This is a genomic window from Bordetella sp. N (assembly GCF_001433395.1).
Classification (GTDB): domain Bacteria; phylum Pseudomonadota; class Gammaproteobacteria; order Burkholderiales; family Burkholderiaceae_B; genus Bordetella_C.
On record NZ_CP013111.1, the window covers coordinates 3,519,790 to 3,535,212 of the forward strand.

The 15,423-nt window shown below is 61.1% G+C and carries 10 protein-coding genes and 1 tRNA gene; 3 read left to right on the forward strand and 8 right to left on the reverse strand.

What is annotated here, in order from left to right:
* Positions 1-14 precede the first annotated feature (14 nt).
* Positions 15-1,151 carry a glutathione-independent formaldehyde dehydrogenase gene (locus ASB57_RS14970; protein ID WP_057652946.1) on the reverse strand — a complete coding sequence of 379 codons (1,137 nt, stop codon included), beginning with the start codon at positions 1,149-1,151 and terminating at the stop codon, positions 15-17.
* 354 nt (positions 1,152-1,505) lie between these two features.
* Here ASB57_RS14970 and ASB57_RS14975 point away from each other — a divergent pair, with 354 nt between their 5' ends.
* The gene (locus ASB57_RS14975; protein ID WP_057652947.1) at positions 1,506-1,700 is read left to right on the forward strand and encodes a hypothetical protein; all 195 of its coding nucleotides are present in this window, start codon (positions 1,506-1,508) and stop codon (positions 1,698-1,700) included.
* Positions 1,701-2,446: 746 nt separating this feature from the next.
* Positions 2,447-3,220, forward strand: coding sequence for a HEPN domain-containing protein (locus ASB57_RS31105; protein WP_156414174.1), 774 nt, complete (start codon positions 2,447-2,449; stop codon positions 3,218-3,220).
* Positions 3,221-3,342: 122 nt separating this feature from the next.
* Here ASB57_RS31105 and ASB57_RS14980 read toward each other — a convergent pair whose 3' ends face one another.
* The 7 genes from ASB57_RS14980 to cysS form a co-directional block, all read right to left on the reverse strand.
* A complete protein-coding gene (locus ASB57_RS14980) occupies positions 3,343-7,461 on the reverse strand; it encodes an NACHT domain-containing NTPase (RefSeq protein ID WP_082621617.1) in 4,119 nt (1,372 codons plus the stop codon).
* A 1,031-nt stretch (positions 7,462-8,492) separates the two neighbouring features.
* A tRNA-Ser gene (locus ASB57_RS14985) sits at positions 8,493-8,585 on the reverse strand.
* Positions 8,586-8,687: 102 nt separating this feature from the next.
* The gene (locus tag ASB57_RS14990) at positions 8,688-9,953 is read right to left on the reverse strand and encodes an aspartate kinase (protein ID WP_057652948.1); all 1,266 of its coding nucleotides are present in this window, start codon (positions 9,951-9,953) and stop codon (positions 8,688-8,690) included.
* A gap of 268 nt (positions 9,954-10,221) precedes the next feature.
* The gene (tilS, locus tag ASB57_RS14995) at positions 10,222-11,199 is read right to left on the reverse strand and encodes a tRNA lysidine(34) synthetase TilS (RefSeq protein WP_057656168.1); all 978 of its coding nucleotides are present in this window, start codon (positions 11,197-11,199) and stop codon (positions 10,222-10,224) included.
* Between the two features lie 144 nt (positions 11,200-11,343).
* A complete protein-coding gene (locus ASB57_RS15000) occupies positions 11,344-12,309 on the reverse strand; it encodes an acetyl-CoA carboxylase carboxyltransferase subunit alpha (protein ID WP_057652949.1) in 966 nt (321 codons plus the stop codon).
* 40 nt (positions 12,310-12,349) lie between these two features.
* The gene (locus ASB57_RS15005; RefSeq protein WP_057652950.1) at positions 12,350-12,994 is read right to left on the reverse strand and encodes a DNA-3-methyladenine glycosylase; all 645 of its coding nucleotides are present in this window, start codon (positions 12,992-12,994) and stop codon (positions 12,350-12,352) included.
* Between the two features lie 26 nt (positions 12,995-13,020).
* Positions 13,021-14,481 (reverse strand): cysteine--tRNA ligase, encoded by a 1,461-nt coding sequence (gene cysS / locus ASB57_RS15010; protein ID WP_057652951.1) that lies wholly within the window; start codon positions 14,479-14,481, stop codon positions 13,021-13,023.
* Positions 14,482-14,725: 244 nt separating this feature from the next.
* Between cysS and ASB57_RS15015 the strand changes: the two genes are divergently transcribed.
* Positions 14,726-15,418, forward strand: a complete 693-nt coding sequence (locus ASB57_RS15015) for a M48 family metallopeptidase (RefSeq protein WP_057656169.1) — start codon at positions 14,726-14,728, stop codon at positions 15,416-15,418.
* The last annotated feature ends 5 nt before the right edge of the window (positions 15,419-15,423 follow it).

A 15,423-nucleotide genomic window follows, 5' to 3' on the forward strand; every position in this document is an offset into this window, starting at 1 on the left:
CAAGAATAAGAAATTCAGCTACCAGGCTTCAGTATCACCTTGGTCCATCCATCGACCCGCTTGTCGAAATTCTCATAAGCTTCGGGGGCTTTATCCAGGGCCAATTCATGCGAGATGATTTGCGATGGCTCGGCCTTGCCAAGACTGATCAAGTTCGCCAGGCGGCGGTTATAGGCTTTCACGTTCGCCTGCCCCGTGGCAATCTTCTGGCCCTTCATCCATAGCTGGCCGAAATCCAGCGCCAGTTGTCCTTTCTTGGCGAGCTTATCCTCGGCCTTGGGATCTTCCGCGACGAACACGCCGACGACGCCGATGCCGCCGGTTGGACGCACTGCCTTGATCAGATTATTCATGGTCAGGTTCGGGACCTCATGCCCCTGGCAGCTGCACTGGTAACCGACGCATTCGCAGCCCCGGTCAGCGCCCTCGCCTCCCGTCAGCTCCAGAATTTGATCCGCCGAGTTGCCGTCACTGTCATCGACAGGAATGGCACCCAACTGCTCAGCCAGCTTCAAACGGTCGGGGTGCGTATCGACCACCATGATCTTCCCCGCCCCTTTCACTTGAGCAGAAAGCGCCGCCATCAGACCCACGGGACCCGCGCCGTAGATGACGACACTCTCGCCGGGCAACACTCCCGCAAGCTCGGTGGCGTGATAACCGGTGGGGAATATGTCGGACAGCATGACGTAGTCGTTTTCCTTTTCCTCCGCGTCAGGCGGCAGGACCAGGCAATTGAAATCCCCGAAAGGCACGCGCAGCAATTCCGCCTGACCGCCGCTGTATGGCCCCATGCCCGCGAAGCCATAAGCCGCACCGGCCATACCGGGATTGGCGGTAAGACAAAATCCCGTCAGCCCGCGCTCGCAGTTCTTGCAGAAGCCGCAGCCGATATTGAACGGCAGGCAGACGCGGTCGCCCACCTTGATCCGTTCGACACCCTTGCCCACTTCAATGACCACGCCAAGGTTCTCGTGACCGAGGATGCGGCCCGTTTCCATATTCGTGCGGCCCTCGTACATATGAAGGTCCGAACCGCAAATATTGGTGGTGGTGATTTTGACCAGCACGTCATTGGGACGCTCGATCTTGGCATCGGGCATATCCTTCACGCTGACTTTCCTGGGTCCTTCGTAAACCAGTGCTTTCATGCTCATCTCCACGATTGAGTGCTCGGCGTTGCGAGTAATCCGCAGCGACTCATAGCACCTGACATGCCCTGGATGCGCATAAAGCAAGCTCAGTCCTGCGAGATATGGACACTCAGCGCGTACAACTATCCCCGCTGACGCACGGAAGCAACTGGCCGCCCAACTGCGCGTTGACCAGTTCCAGACGAAGGTCTTGTTTATCATCGGGCGTGGCGAAGACCTGGCCGAAGAACCAGCCCATCATTGCGCGGTTCAACAACTTGGCAAGCGTGGTCTCGGCGATTGAATATGAGCCCGACCGGGGTATGGCACTTGCGGTCGAATGGTCGCCATTCACTTCTGAGGGAGATCTCGATGACTGAAGAGCAACGCAAGCAAGACCAGAAGCCGTCGGCTGGCACCGGCGCGCATCAGAAAAAGGCCGACGAGAAAATCCAGAGCCGTAGCGCCGACCCCGGCCAGAGCAGCTATGGCGGCTTCAGCGGAGAAGATCCGCGCCGGCAGGCCCAAGACCTGGGCAAGGACGCCAAGGACAAGCCTCGCCGCTGAGCGGCGCGATGCAATAGCTGATGTGAAGGCAGACAACCACCCGAGGGTGGTTGTTTTTGCATAGCGTATGGCGGAAGGAGTGTCCGCCATAGGTCTGTCCACCCCGATCCACCATGAGTTGATAAGCCTTTGATTTCTCCGAACTTTCAGCCAGAAATACTCCACTGCAATGCGCCAGCTTTCGCCGCCAACCAGGTATTTATGTGGGCAGGATGTGGGAGCGATTCTTGACGGAGACAGTTCTATTCGCTACCGCGCTCGATACTGGGCGTGACGGAAGCAAACACGCTGATTGTCTGCTATGTTGCTGGCCTCCGGCGAGGGCCATCGACGGCATGGGCAGAATCTCCGACAATTTCATATCGGCCCATCGGCTTCTCGCTAAGCAACATATGACGGACACTGCCAAGAAAAATGATGGTCTATTGCGTCCGCTAGACACCGTTCACAAGTTCTTGCTGTCAAGCACGAGCCGTCTGATCGGTGAGCATAGACAACCCAGCCTTCTGCTAACCCACGCTTGGCCTAGCCCTCAAGATAGAGCCAGTGCTGCGAGAAGGAGACAGGGGCCGCTCTCACGAAGTGCGTTCGTATTGTGCTTTGAGAGCCCGCCCCTTACCAAGGCGCCTGGATTCGTTCTGCCTGACTACACTCGAACTGCGGAGATAACTGCATCACTGCTTAGCGTTCTCTATGGGAAAAGGTTCGACAGTCATGGCGCAATCGAAAGCAACGGCTTTTTTTTAGTGCCAGACACAACCGTATTTGCGTCGCCTTGCGACAGTGAGCTTCCGTACAACTCTCATGAAGCTCGTTCCAACCTGCCGGTCGAGCTCAATCTTGAGGAGTCCGCCCGCATTCTGACGTTCCTCACTCATAGTGGCGAGAATGAGCACTTCGAGCGAATATTTGAAAGTGCATGTTCTTTCTACTGCCGATCACTGCGCTCAGCGGAAGCCGACCCCGAAGTTGCCTATCTTCACCTGATCACAGCGGGCGAAATTTTGGCGAGCTATTTTCAGTGGGACATCGACGATCTACTTGACGATTCGATGAAAACCACTCTGAACGCTATAGCATCAAGAGTTCCAGATGGCGAGGCGATGGCACGATCCCTCAAAAAAAGACTAGGCCAGATAAAGCGAAGGTTCGTAAAGATGTTCACTGCGCTAGTGACGCCTGAATTCTTCGAATGTTCAGATTCAGCACATCCATTCGCTACCTTCACAATTGACAAATTTGAGCGAAATATCGCTGCCGCCTATGATCTACGGAGCCAGTTCGTTCACACGGGCATCCATTTCGGCCAATGGATCGCACCGAGCGGCAATTCAACAGGGGACATTCAAATGGGCCGGCCTGTAGTTTCAAGCAGAGACTTCGCCAAAACTCTTGCCAATGCGCCCACGTATTTAGGTTTGGAACGCGCGCTTCGATTCGCGTTACTCCGGTTCGCCACAACGGAAGGTCAGGCGATATTTCCAACGCTCCATTTCCCGCAATTGCCGCAGGCGCAATGAGACAGGAACACGGACTTTCAACTCGCGCACACATGATCAAAGCGCACTACCTCTGCTTCAACACCTCACTGCAAGCGCCAACTTCAAAAAATCGGCAGTTAACCAGTGCTCACCCGGCGCCGTCACTGAAAGGATCGCGTGTCTGAGCACCCCTGGAAATTTCCACGTTTGTGGGCCGATAGATCAATCACTGCCACGTCAATCAGTGCGCGGCGCGCCTCGGGAATCCGTTCAATGAGCATCATGCGCATGGCCTCCGCAGTCGCCGGCCTAGTGAGCCCGTCGGGATGCGCCTTCAATCTCCGGTTCGTCACCGAGGGCAGATCACCGAACCACAGGACGCAATAGATGCCGCGTTGCTCAGAGCGCCAGTCGATCAGGTACTGCGAGTCGAGTTGGCCAGTCGCGGCATCCCACACCTCCCCATGCCACTGCCCTTTGACCTCCACCGGTAACTGCATCGTCCCACGGGCGAACGCCAAGTCTACGCGCTTAGTTTGGGGCATGTCCGCCTCAGTGATCCGATCAATATCGTAACGAGCAAGTTCCGGGCCGAGCATCGCGGCCAGCCGGTCGCGACATCGGTTCTCGTCGCGCGGGATACCGTCGTCAGTCCAGAAATCGACGACCGAATCGAGATCATCGCCAATAAGCTTGCGTTGCGCAACAGCCATTTCTTCGCACACTAGCGCCTTTAAATCTTCTATATTTCGCGGCGGCCCGTCGTCGAGCAGCGAGCTCAGATCACCGGGTGATAGCGCGATAAAATTTTCCTCGGCGCGCTTCTGCTGCTGTTCGGCCGCCATGTGTCTGATCAGTTCAGCGTAAGTGTCCTTAGGTCCAGCCACAAGCCTTGTTATTGCCTCGGCCGCCTGCATGCTAGTGTCGTCCGCGACCCGGTTAATCAGCGAGCACAAAAAATCGGTTGCGTCATAGTCGTTAGTGTTGCCCGACCCGACTCCATCAAGCTCTGCATACGGCCATTGCTCCCGGAATTCGGCGATGATCCATTCGGCCTGCGCGACCGTCAGCGTCAGCATGCTGCTGCCCCGCTCGAACTGCAGCCGGTTGCGTAGGAACCAGATGAAGTTACGCTGTTCTGTCCCGATTTTGGCAAGATCGGCACGCACAGCATCGAACCGGACCAGTACGTCAATCGCAAGCCACGTAAGCAGATGCTCAACATTGCGGAAGACCATCTTGTTGCGACTTTCGGCAACATCGTGAAGCTCGCAGAGAGCGCCGCCATACGTCAGACAGTCGACTAGCCCTGCCTCAACTGACTGCGGCACATTCGGAAACTTAGCCAGCCAGTCAGCGCCCAGAGCCGCCCCAGTCGCCTTCCACTCCGGATCATGCGCGAGTTTGTAGAGCCCGGCAACATGCTCCTTACCCACCCTCAGCGCAGGCTCGATCCAGAGCCGCGCGAACGCTTGACGGGTTTCGGGCGTAGAAACGAGAGCAGCTTCCAACGCCGCGCTCAACGCTTCTTTTTCCTTATCGAGATTCCATCCATGATCGTCGTGACAGAGCAACAACGCCGATTGCTTAAGCGACGTTGGCAGGTCGGCGAATCCGTTACCACAGCGCATGCGCTCATACATCCCGGCCATGATGGGAAAGCTGTAGTTGTATATCGTGTCGCGTGCCAAGCCTTCAGCAATCTCGACTGGCGTAGGCAAATCGGATCGATGCAACACGGCCTCAAACCCAATCAATGCATCACCGCAAAGGTCCGTCCCAAGCCAGTTAGCCACGCGCTCTTCAGGTAGCGATTCGCTTGGTAAATCGGAAAAGTGATCGAGATAGGCTTGTGCTGGCCGCAAGATCGCCTCCAGCTTCCCTGCACGCAGATCGTCGCGCATGAGGATATATGAGCGACGCGCTTTCTCAAACGTCACCATGCGATCACGATCTCGCTTCGCCGCCATCTTATCCTGACGAACCTGCCATGCGGGTTTCTTCGGATCTTCAAGCTTACGCAAGAAATCACCGAGCGGTTTGTCGCCACGACGGAACACCTCCGCTGCCGTGCGCACGTCAGGGACAAGCCCATTGGGCCCCCACGCGACCGCCACCAGATCCATCCAGTCTTGGCGAAGCGCGGGATCCTTGTTGTCCCCTTCGGCCAGCCAGTGGAACACGGCGATTAAGTCATCTGGCCGCCCAACCAACTGCAGAAGGCGGCGCTGCAAACGGTGAACGGTAGCCCACAGGCCATCCTTACGGCGGTCGTTCGCCAGGACGTGCAACTGGACTGCGCGGCGCACCGCGTCCTGCGCCCCCAGGGACCTCGCGAGCGCCTGCTGGGCATTGCGATGATAACTATGCGCTCGCTCGATTGGTTCGAGCCAGCGCCACAGCGACGATGCCTCGGCAACGCCGATCACACCTTCATCGAGCCCACGAACGACGAGATGAGCGACCATATCGGCCACATCGCGGGCGTTTTCCCAGTCGGCATCGGAAAGCATCTTTGCATGTTCGACCATAAGATCGAGCACTCGGATCAGTCGCCCCGACGGGATCATGGTAAGCAGTAGCTCATAACCCCGGACAGTATGGACGCGCCGCCCTGTTCGGAGGCGATGCGAAGAATTGCTAACCCCCATTTCAGCGAAAATCGTTTCGACCAACAGATCGTCCGATACGTCGGCGTCGATATGCTGGATCAATTGACGAGCAAGCCGCGGCGCATCCTTGCCGCCCTCGTTGGTGAGCGCAGCAATGGTCGTACGCCACCACTCTCGATCACGAAACGGGAGCAAAGCCTTGGCCGCATCGTATCGCTCGCGATAAAACCGCTCCGGTGCGAGCACGATCGATTCCAAGGTATCGGCGAGTTCGACCGCGAGGGGGGTACCCTGGAGTCCTTCGATCAACAGCGAGCGCATGTGCTCACTGCTCGCCGCCGAGGTAATCACGGCCTCTATGTTGTGTTTAAGCGTCGGTATCATCAACCCTGTTGCGGTCTTGCTGTCCCAATCTTTAGACCGAAAATAAGGATCATCCTTGGCAAACCGGCACAGCGCCTTGAATAAGCAATCTGCGAGATGAGGTGACAGTGCAGTGGCCTCGCCGTAGCGCAGCACGCCATAAGGGTCGTGAGTTATGACCGACTCGGCCATCGCCGAACTGTGATAGGCAAGCCAAGCATGGAGCCCGCGCAGACTTGCCGGAACGCTGCCATTTCCATGTAATTGGGCGAGCACGCGCCGCTGCGCGCGAGGGGTCTTCGCCTGGCGAGCGAGCCACCGCGCGCCGAGATATTCGGCAATGACCCGGTGGATAGGCTTTCCGCGGGACGGGCCAACGCTGTAAAACAACTTGGATGAAAAGATCGCGCGTGCGGCCTGAGCCTCGGGCAAGGTCTCCAGATCGGCGAGCCGGACATCGCCCTGTTGCACCTGCGCAGCGCCCGCCGCGCTGGCGGCCTCTGCGCCACCAAGCAGCATCCCAGCGGCAATAGCGCCAGCGGCGTCCAGCGCTTCGGCCTGCGTGAGCTGCGCCAGGCCCTCATCCTGCCGGTCAGCATCATGTTCAGGCCAGATAAGGGTACAAACGCGCTCAAACAATGCCGCGCGGGTCGCGGGTAATTCCGTGTCGGTTTCCGCGACGCGCCCCATCAATCCAAGTGTCAGCGGGTTGCGGTAAAGATCGTGGAGACTGTGGCTCGCGAGATGATCGAGCACCTGGTCAGAATCCACGCTCGGAGTTTGCGCCAGAAGAAACGCCCGTGCTTCGCTACGATCAAACGGTTCGAGCGTTAGGACACGGGGCTCGGCACCGTAGAGCCTGTTCAAGTTCGTGCCAGTGCGCGCCTGCCATTCACGCGATCGGCACGAAAGAATGAACGGGGGTGAGCCTGCTTCCTCGAGCTGCGCCAAGATCGCGTCGACCGCGTCGCCTTCGCGCCGCGACATTGCTTCATCCAGACCATCGATAAGTAATGGCAGACCTACCGGCACCAGCTTCAACGGGCTCCGGGCAGCGATGAAGCGAATCGCAGTAACCGGGTCAAGATTGAGCCTCCGTCCAAGCTCGCGCATGAGTTTGCTCTTGCCCATGCCCGGCTCACCGAGCACGATCTTGTTACCGGGCAACGCAAGCAATTCGGCCTCGTCGACGCTGCTGTCGATCAAATCCTTCTCGCTAATCGCGAGCCGACGCGGAAAATAGCCGGGCGTTGGCAGAGAGCTTGCGTGTTCTGCATGGTCCTCAGTTGGGATGGATTCGGTCACGGCTACTAACTCAGGTTACGGAAGCCAAATCACGTTGAGGAGCCCACCGCACGGCGAAGCCACGCTCGACGGCTCGCTCGAAACCGTTCGCACGAATCAGTTCGCGCGCGCCTGGACTCAACCCGCCCACTACGGAAGCTCGAGACCGTTCTGAGAAGCACTCCTCCGGCACTGGCACCTGCGACGGTTGCACAGTTATCCCTCGAACGACTTCAAACAACGCTGTTAATTTCTCGCGGTTTTTACGAACTACGCGCAATGGAAGCAGGGTGCTGGAGCTAGAAGACACTGTTTCGAGCGATTCGACGCAGCCGATGCATTCGGACCTGCTCCTGTCGCCATTAAGTCTTCGCATATTTACTCGCGGAATGACAAATTAAGTCTACGTGCTGAAATCAAAGCAGAAAAGGATTAAGGCAGCCTAGTGATTTTAGACATTTTTAACTCTCTTCCGCTAAACCATCGACAGACGGAGCGGGGGCCCTCCTTCGCGGAACGCGAAGACGATAACCTCGGCCCTGTGCAAAGCTTGGCGGGTGTGTTGATTTCACGTGAACCCGAAACTCCCCGGTGCCCAAATCGTCGTGATCATCGATGATCTGCGCCTACTGGCGTAATCTCTCTTGTTCTGCGAGCGCTTTGATCTGGGGCTTTCGCTTGCGGAGGCAAATCGATGACGAGTGATGGATTGACGCGGTTCAGAGCGGCTGCGATGAGCACTACTCTTCCCCTTTCCAACGGCCCCCAATGATGCCGAGGGGAGCTGCGCTCGATCCGTCTAAGCACGGGTGCCTAGGACCTGCAGTGCCCGCGTCAGGCATGAACGTTCCCCCCGGTCCGGTGTGAGGGCCGATCAATCGCGCGGATTGAGATGAAAGTTGATGTCGGATAGCCGATTGCATCCCGAAGTCCCCAACTTTTCCCGAGAATCCATGCTGGCAGATCGCACGAGCGCCAGTTCCGTTTTATGTGGGAGCAGATGTGGCAAAAAAAAACCAACCACCCGAAGGTGGTTGGTTTTTCACAGCATCTGGCGGAGACGCAGGGATTCGAACCCTGGATGCAGTTTTTAGCCACATACTCCCTTAGCAGGGGAGCCCCTTCAGCCGCTCGGGCACGTCTCCAGAAGAGTTTGCGATTCTAGCACGGATTTTCCAGCTGTCACGTCATTCGCATGAAATGACTTCAACCAGGCCATCCGTGCCAGCGCTGCAAGGCGCTTTAAATCAAGCCGCGGCGCCAGGCGCCTGGTCCAGACCGAAGGCCTTGTGCAAGGCGCGCACGGCCAGTTCCATGTACTTGTCCTCGATGATCACCGACGTCTTGATTTCGCTGGTGCTGATCATCTGGATGTTGATGTTCTCTTGCGAGAGCGTCTGGAACATCAGGCTGGCAACACCCACGTGCGAGCGCATGCCGATGCCGACGATGGAGACCTTGGCGACCTTCTCGTCAGTGACCAGTTCCTTGGCCTTCACGGCGGGAACCACGTCACGCTTGAGCGTTTCCACGGCACGGGCGAATTCGTTGCGGTTGACCGTGAACGAGAAGTCAGTGGTACCGGCCACGGACTGGTTCTGCACGATCATGTCGACGTCGATGTTGGCGGCGGCAACCGGGCCCAGGATGGAGAAGGCGATGCCCGGGGTATCCGGCACGCCCAACAGGGTGATCTTGGCTTCGTCGCGGCTGAAGGCGATGCCGGAGACAACGGCGGCTTCCATTTTTTCGTCTTCCTCAAAAGTAATCAGCGTGCCCGAACGCATTTCCTCGTCGAGCGGAATCAGGGGGTCGGTCAGCGAGGACAACACACGGGTCGGTACGCGGTACTTGCCGGCGAACTCGACCGAGCGGATCTGCAGGACCTTGGAGCCCAGCGAAGCCATTTCCAGCATTTCCTCGAAGGAAACGACAGGCATGCGGCGCGCTTCGGGCACCACGCGCGGATCGGTCGTGTAGACACCATCCACGTCGGTATAGATCAGGCACTCATCAGCCTTGATGGCGGCCGCCACGGCCACGGCCGAGGTGTCCGAACCGCCACGGCCCAAGGTGGTGATGTGACCTTCGTCATCCACACCCTGGAAGCCCGTCACGATGACCACGCGACCAGCATCCAGATCGGCGCGAATGCGCGCGTCGTCGATGGAGCTGATGCGAGCCTTGGTGAACGAACTGTCGGTGCGCACAGGCACCTGCCAGCCGGCATAGCTGCGTGCCAGCACGCCTTCCGCTTGCAGCGCGATGGCCAGCAAACCGCTGGACGCCTGCTCGCCAGTCGCGGCGATCATATCCAGTTCGCGGCCATCGGGCTGCGGCGTAATCTCGCGCGCCAGGCCGAGCAGGCGATTCGTCTCGCCGGCCATGGCCGAAGGCACCACGACAACTTTGTGGCCGGCGGCATGCCACTTTGCGACGCGGCGCGCCACGTTCTTGATGCGCTCGACCGAGCCCATCGAGGTACCGCCATATTTGTGAACGATCAGGGACATCTCGTACTCTGGCTGGAAAATGCCGGAACTAGCTGGCAGGCAAAGCCTAGTATTCTAACGTGTTGGCGAAAAAGTGCTGCAAAACGCCTGAAAATGCGCAATCCAGGCGTCATTTGCGTACGGAATGTGACGCCAGTGCCGGCTCGGGCGGCCCGCTGGCCGGCCAGGACGCCCATCAGCGCCGCGCAGGCCGCTGGCACGCGCGGCGGCTGCTCAGCGGCTGCTAAGCGGCTGCTCAGCGGCTGCTAAGCGGCCGCTCAGCCGCTGCTCACACCCTGTCTTCGATGCTGACCCGGCCCCGCACGCAGCGCACACGATGCGCCGCGTGCTCCCACGACAACTGCCTGTCGTGCCCCAGCGCATGCAATTGGCGCAATTGCCGCAGCAACTCCCCCAGGCGCGCATCGCTGGGCATGCGGGCGCCATGGACGCGCAGCCAATGGCGCAACACATGCGCCTGGCGCGCCGGCGACAAGGCCCGCCACGCCGCCAGGGAAAAGTCACGCGAATCAGCCGAAGGATCCAGCCCCGCCAGGTCGGCCGCCGCCACCTCCGTGAGGATTTCGGCACTGTCGGCGGCCTGCCGCGCATGACGGGCGACGATAGCCTGCCAACCCGGCCAGCGTTCGTTCAAGACAGGCGCCAACAGTGTGCGCACCGCGGCGCGGGTATAGCGTTGATCCACATTGGAGGGGTCGTGCACCGCCGCCCACCCGCTGGCGGCGGCGTAAGCGGCGCCAGCGTCCAGGATGCGGGCGCGCGGAACACCCAGCCAGGGTCGCAGATACGTCATGCCGTCGCGCACGCTGCTGGCCGCCATGGCCGCCAGGCCCTCCGGCCCGGCTCCCCGCAGCAGCCGCAGCAGCACCGTCTCGGCCTGGTCGTCCTGATGATGCGCCAGCAGAATGTGCCCGACACCGTCGGCGCGCGCCGCATCCGCCAGCGCGGCATAACGGGCGTCCCGCGCGGCGCCTTCGATGCCGGCGCCGCTGTCGATCGCGACCTGCACGCGCAGGATGCGCACGGGCACGTCCAGGGCCGCGCCTAGCGCGCGAACGCGGTCCGCCCAGGCGTCCGCCTCGGCGAACAGGCCGTGATGCACGTGATAAATGAAAAGCGTGAGTCCCAGGGGCGCGGACATAGCGGCCAGCGCGGCCGTTTGGACCGCCAGCATGGCCGAGTCGACCCCGCCGCTGACCGCCACGCCTACCCGCTGATGCCCGGCGGCCCGCAGGCCAGCCAGCATGGACCGCAGCGGCGTGAGCAAAGCGCCATCAGCGCCGGGAACGGGGATGGGAACAACCCGCGCGGGCGGGGCAGCATCGCCGCCTGCCCCCTCGCCGCTATCGCCGCCGTTCATGGCAGACCTCCGCGGCCAGGGCGCGCCGGATCAGGCGCGCACTTCCTGCACGCGGCCGTAGGCGGCCACGCGTTGCAGGCGATGCTCGACCAACTCGTCGGCCGACATCGTCGACAACTGGCGCAGGCTGTCGCCCAAGGCACGGCGCAGCAGGCGCGCCATGACGCGGGGATCACGATGCGCGCCGCCGACCGGTTCATTGACGATGCGGTCGATCAGGCCCAGTTCCTTCAGGCGCGGCGCGGTGATGCCCAGTGCCTCGGCCGCCTCGGGCGCCTTGTCGGCGCTGCGCCACAGAATCGACGCGCAGCCCTCGGGCGAGATCACCGAATACGTGGAGAACTGCAGCATCATCACGGCGTTCGCGACAGCGATGGCCAGCGCGCCGCCCGAACCGCCTTCACCGATCACCGTGGAGATGATGGGCACGCGCAATTCGGCCATGGCGTACAGATTGTGGCCAATGGCTTCCGACTGGCCGCGCTCTTCCGCGCCGATGCCGGGGTAAGCGCCCGGGGTGTCGATGAAGGTGAAGACCGGGATTTCGAATTTTTCCGCCAGGCGCATCAGGCGCAAGGCTTTGCGATAGCCCTCGGGACGCGGCATGCCGAAGTTGCGCATGGCGCGCTCCTTGGTGTCGCGGCCTTTCTGATGGCCGATGACCATGCAGGACGTACCGTTGAAGCGGGCCAGGCCGCCGACGATGGACTGGTCGTCCGCATACATGCGGTCGCCGTGCAGCTCGTGGAAATCCGTGAAGATCTCCCGCACGTAGTCCATGGTGTAGGGACGCTGGGGATGACGCGCCACGAGGGCGGTCTGCCACGGCGTCAGCTTGCCGTAGATTTCCTTGGCCAGCGTCTGGCTCTTTTGCTGCAGGCGATTGATTTCGTCGGAGATGTCCACCGCCGAATCAGCCTGCACGAAGCGTAGTTGCTCGATCTTGTTGTCGAGCTCAGCCAGCGGCTGTTCAAAGTCCAGGAAGGTATTGCGCATGAAAATGAGGTTCCTGTTAATGAGCCTTGGATATCCGCGGTCAGTACTGAACCGGTACCGGTTCGAGGCTGTGCCACAGATACCAGGTAGCCACGGTACGCCAGGGCTGCCAGGCCAGCGAAACCTCACGCGCTTCGAAACGCGAGACGGGTTCGCCGCTGAAATAGTGTAGCGAGATTGCCTTGAGCAATCCGGGATCGTCCAACGGCAGGACATCCGGACGCTGCAGATTGAATATCAGGAACATCTCCGCCGTCCAGCGGCTGATGCCCCGGATGGAGACGAGTTCGTTGACCACGGCCTCGTCATCCATCTTGGACCAGCGGTCCGGGTGAACCTTGCGCTCGCTGAAATGCGTGGCCAGGTCGTGCAAATAATCTGCCTTGCGCTGCGCGATGCCGGCGGCCCGCAGGCCGTCCGCGCCCAGGCGCAGCACCGCCGCCGGCGACGGCCGCGCACCCGCGGCTTCCAGCAGGCGCTGCCACGCGGTGTCAGCCGCCCGCGCCGACACCTGCTGGCCAATGATGGCGCGGGCAAGGGTGACGAACGGCGCGCTGCGCGAAGTCAGCCAGACCTCCGGATGCTGCGGGATCAGTTTCTTGAGGATACGGTCGCGCCGCAGCAGATGGCTGACGGCGTCTTCCCAGTAATGGGGCTTGGCAATGATGGGGTCGGCGCTGGACATGGCGTGCGTTATTCCTTGGGCACGCCTTAAACGCGGCGCCAGTTGGTCTGGCCACCGGGTTTATCTTCGAGCTCGATGCCGTGTTCGCGCAGTTCGGCGCGGATACGGTCGGATTCGGCGAAATTCTTGCTCAGCTTGGCGGCGGCACGGGCGGCGATGGCGGCATCGATGGCCGCGTCGTCCAACGTGCCCCCCTGCCCCGCACCCGCGGCGGCTTCGCCACCCTTGTAGCGCGTCGGCGCGCGCAGATAGGTCTGCGGATCCTGCTGCAGCAGGCCCAGCAAGCTCCCCAACGCCTTCAATTGGCCGGCCGCGCGGGCGCTGCCACTGCGATTGGCGTCGCCAGCCAGCTGGAACAGCGCGGCCATGGCGCCGGAGGTATTGAAATCGTCGTCCATCGCGGCCTTGAAGGCCTGCGCCTGGGCGTCATTCCAATCCACGCCCTGGTCGTCCGCGGCCACGTTGGCCAGGGTCTGATAGAGGCGGTCGAGCGCGTTCTGCGCATCGAGCAGGTTGTCCGGCGCGTAATTCTGCGGGCTACGATAGTGATTGCGCACGATGAAAAAGCGCAGCATCTCCGCTTCGCGCGGATTCACCGGGTAGGTGGCGCTGCTTTCGTCCAGATCGCCGCCGGCGATGGTCTGGCGGATGGTGCGGAAGTTGCCCAGCGATTTGGACATCTTGTCGGCATCGACCATCAGGGGGCCGCAATGCATCCAGACATTGGCCAGCACGCCGCCGAAAGCGCCTTCAGTCTGGGCGATTTCGTTTTCGTGGTGGGGGAATTTCAGGTCCGGACCGCCGCCGTGGATATCCAGGGGCAGGCCCAGCAGGCTCTTGCTCATGGCCGAGCATTCGATATGCCAACCCGGACGCCCCAGGCCATAAGACGATTCCCACTTGGTATCGGCGGGCTCCTCGGCCTTGGCCGACTTCCACAGCACGAAATCCAGCGGATCCCGCTTGGCCGAGCCTACGGCCACGCGCTCGCCGGCGCGCAGGTCGTCCAGCGACTTGCCGGACAGCTTGCCGTAGCCTTCGAAGCCGCGCACCGCGTAGTTCACGTCGCCATCGTCGGCCTGATAGGCCAGGCCCTTGCTTTCCAGGCGGCTGATGATGTCCAGCATCTCGCCCACGTATTGCGTGGCGCGCGGCTCGTGGTCGGGCGTCTGCACGCCCAGCGCGCGCTCGTCGGCGTGCATGGCGTCGATGTAGAACTCCGTGACCTCGCCGATGCGGCGATTGGTTTCGACCGCGCGGCGGATGATCTTGTCGTCGATGTCGGTGATGTTGCGGACATAATCGACCTGATAGCCGCTGACGCGCAGCCAGCGCTGCACCACGTCGAAACCCACCAGCATGCGGGCGTGGCCCAGGTGGCAGTAGTCATACACCGTCATGCCGCAGACGTACATCCGCACCCGACCCGCCTCGGCCGGCTTGAAAGGCGCTTTGGTACGCGATAACGTGTTGTAGATCTGCAGCATAGGTTCAGGAGTTAACGTCCGAGGATCATGACCGCGGCGGATTTCAGGCCCGCCAGAAACGGGCGGAATGATATTCGCGACAGCGCCGGACAGCCGGGGCAACAGACGGTCCGGGCCCTCCGAAACTTGGCCGGGGGGGACTCGAAACGCAACCGAGGCTAAAATGGCGGTCGTCAAGTATAGCAAGCGGCCCGGTCCGCGCGCCTATCCCGCGCCAACCGGGCGCTTTCTTTCCGGAATCAATGTGACTAACACGCCGCGCTTCATTCCCGTCCTGCTGGCCGCGCTGCTCCTGGCGGCGCCGCTGGAGGCCGTCCACGCCCAGGCCATGCCGGGCGGTTCGACGCAGTCCCAGAACGCCAATATGACCACCCTGGACACCCTGCCGCCCGAAGGCGGCTGGCAGGCGCTGGCCAATCTGCTGGACAAGGCCAAGCCGTCCACCGACACCCGCCTGACGCCGACGCCGTCCCAGATCACCGACCGCATCGAGCTGCTGCTGAACCAGGGCAAGAACGAGCAGGCCCTGAAAATGATCGACGACCGCATCGCCGCGGTGCGCAACCGGGGCCCCAACGACGGCACCGACGTCCAGCTGGAATTCCAGCACGCCCGCGCCCTGGCCGCCCTGGGCCGGGTAGATGAGGCAATGGATGTTTACACTGAAATGACCCAGCGTTACCCGGAGCTGCCGGAGCCCTGGAATAACATGGCGGTTCTGTACGTCGGTCGGGGCGACATCGACCGCGCCCAGGACGCGTTGCGAAGCGCGTTGCTGGCGTGGCCCGCCTACCCCGCCGCCAAGGCCAATATGGCTGACGTACAGTTGATGCTGGCTCGCCGTTCGTACTCCGAAGCGTCCAAACTGGGCGTCACGGGGTCGCAGAACAAGGCGCGTGCCCTCGACAACCTGCTGAATGAAAAGAAGCCCCAATGATTCTG

Excerpts from the sequence above, each read along its gene's own strand:
- ASB57_RS14975 (WP_057652947.1), top strand. The coding sequence starts at position 1,506 with ATGACTGAAGAGCAACGCAAGCAAGACCAGAAGCCGTCGGCTGGCACC.
- tilS (WP_057656168.1), bottom strand. The coding sequence starts at position 11,199 with ATGCTGGCTGGCCTGCGGGCCGCCGGGCATCAGCGGGTAGGCGTGGCG.
- cysS (WP_057652951.1), bottom strand. The coding sequence starts at position 14,481 with ATGCTGCAGATCTACAACACGTTATCGCGTACCAAAGCGCCTTTCAAG.
- ASB57_RS15000 (WP_057652949.1), bottom strand. The coding sequence starts at position 12,309 with ATGCGCAATACCTTCCTGGACTTTGAACAGCCGCTGGCTGAGCTCGAC.
- ASB57_RS15005 (WP_057652950.1), bottom strand. The coding sequence starts at position 12,994 with ATGTCCAGCGCCGACCCCATCATTGCCAAGCCCCATTACTGGGAAGAC.
- ASB57_RS14990 (WP_057652948.1), bottom strand. The coding sequence starts at position 9,953 with ATGTCCCTGATCGTTCACAAATATGGCGGTACCTCGATGGGCTCGGTC.
- ASB57_RS14970 (WP_057652946.1), bottom strand. The coding sequence starts at position 1,151 with ATGAAAGCACTGGTTTACGAAGGACCCAGGAAAGTCAGCGTGAAGGAT.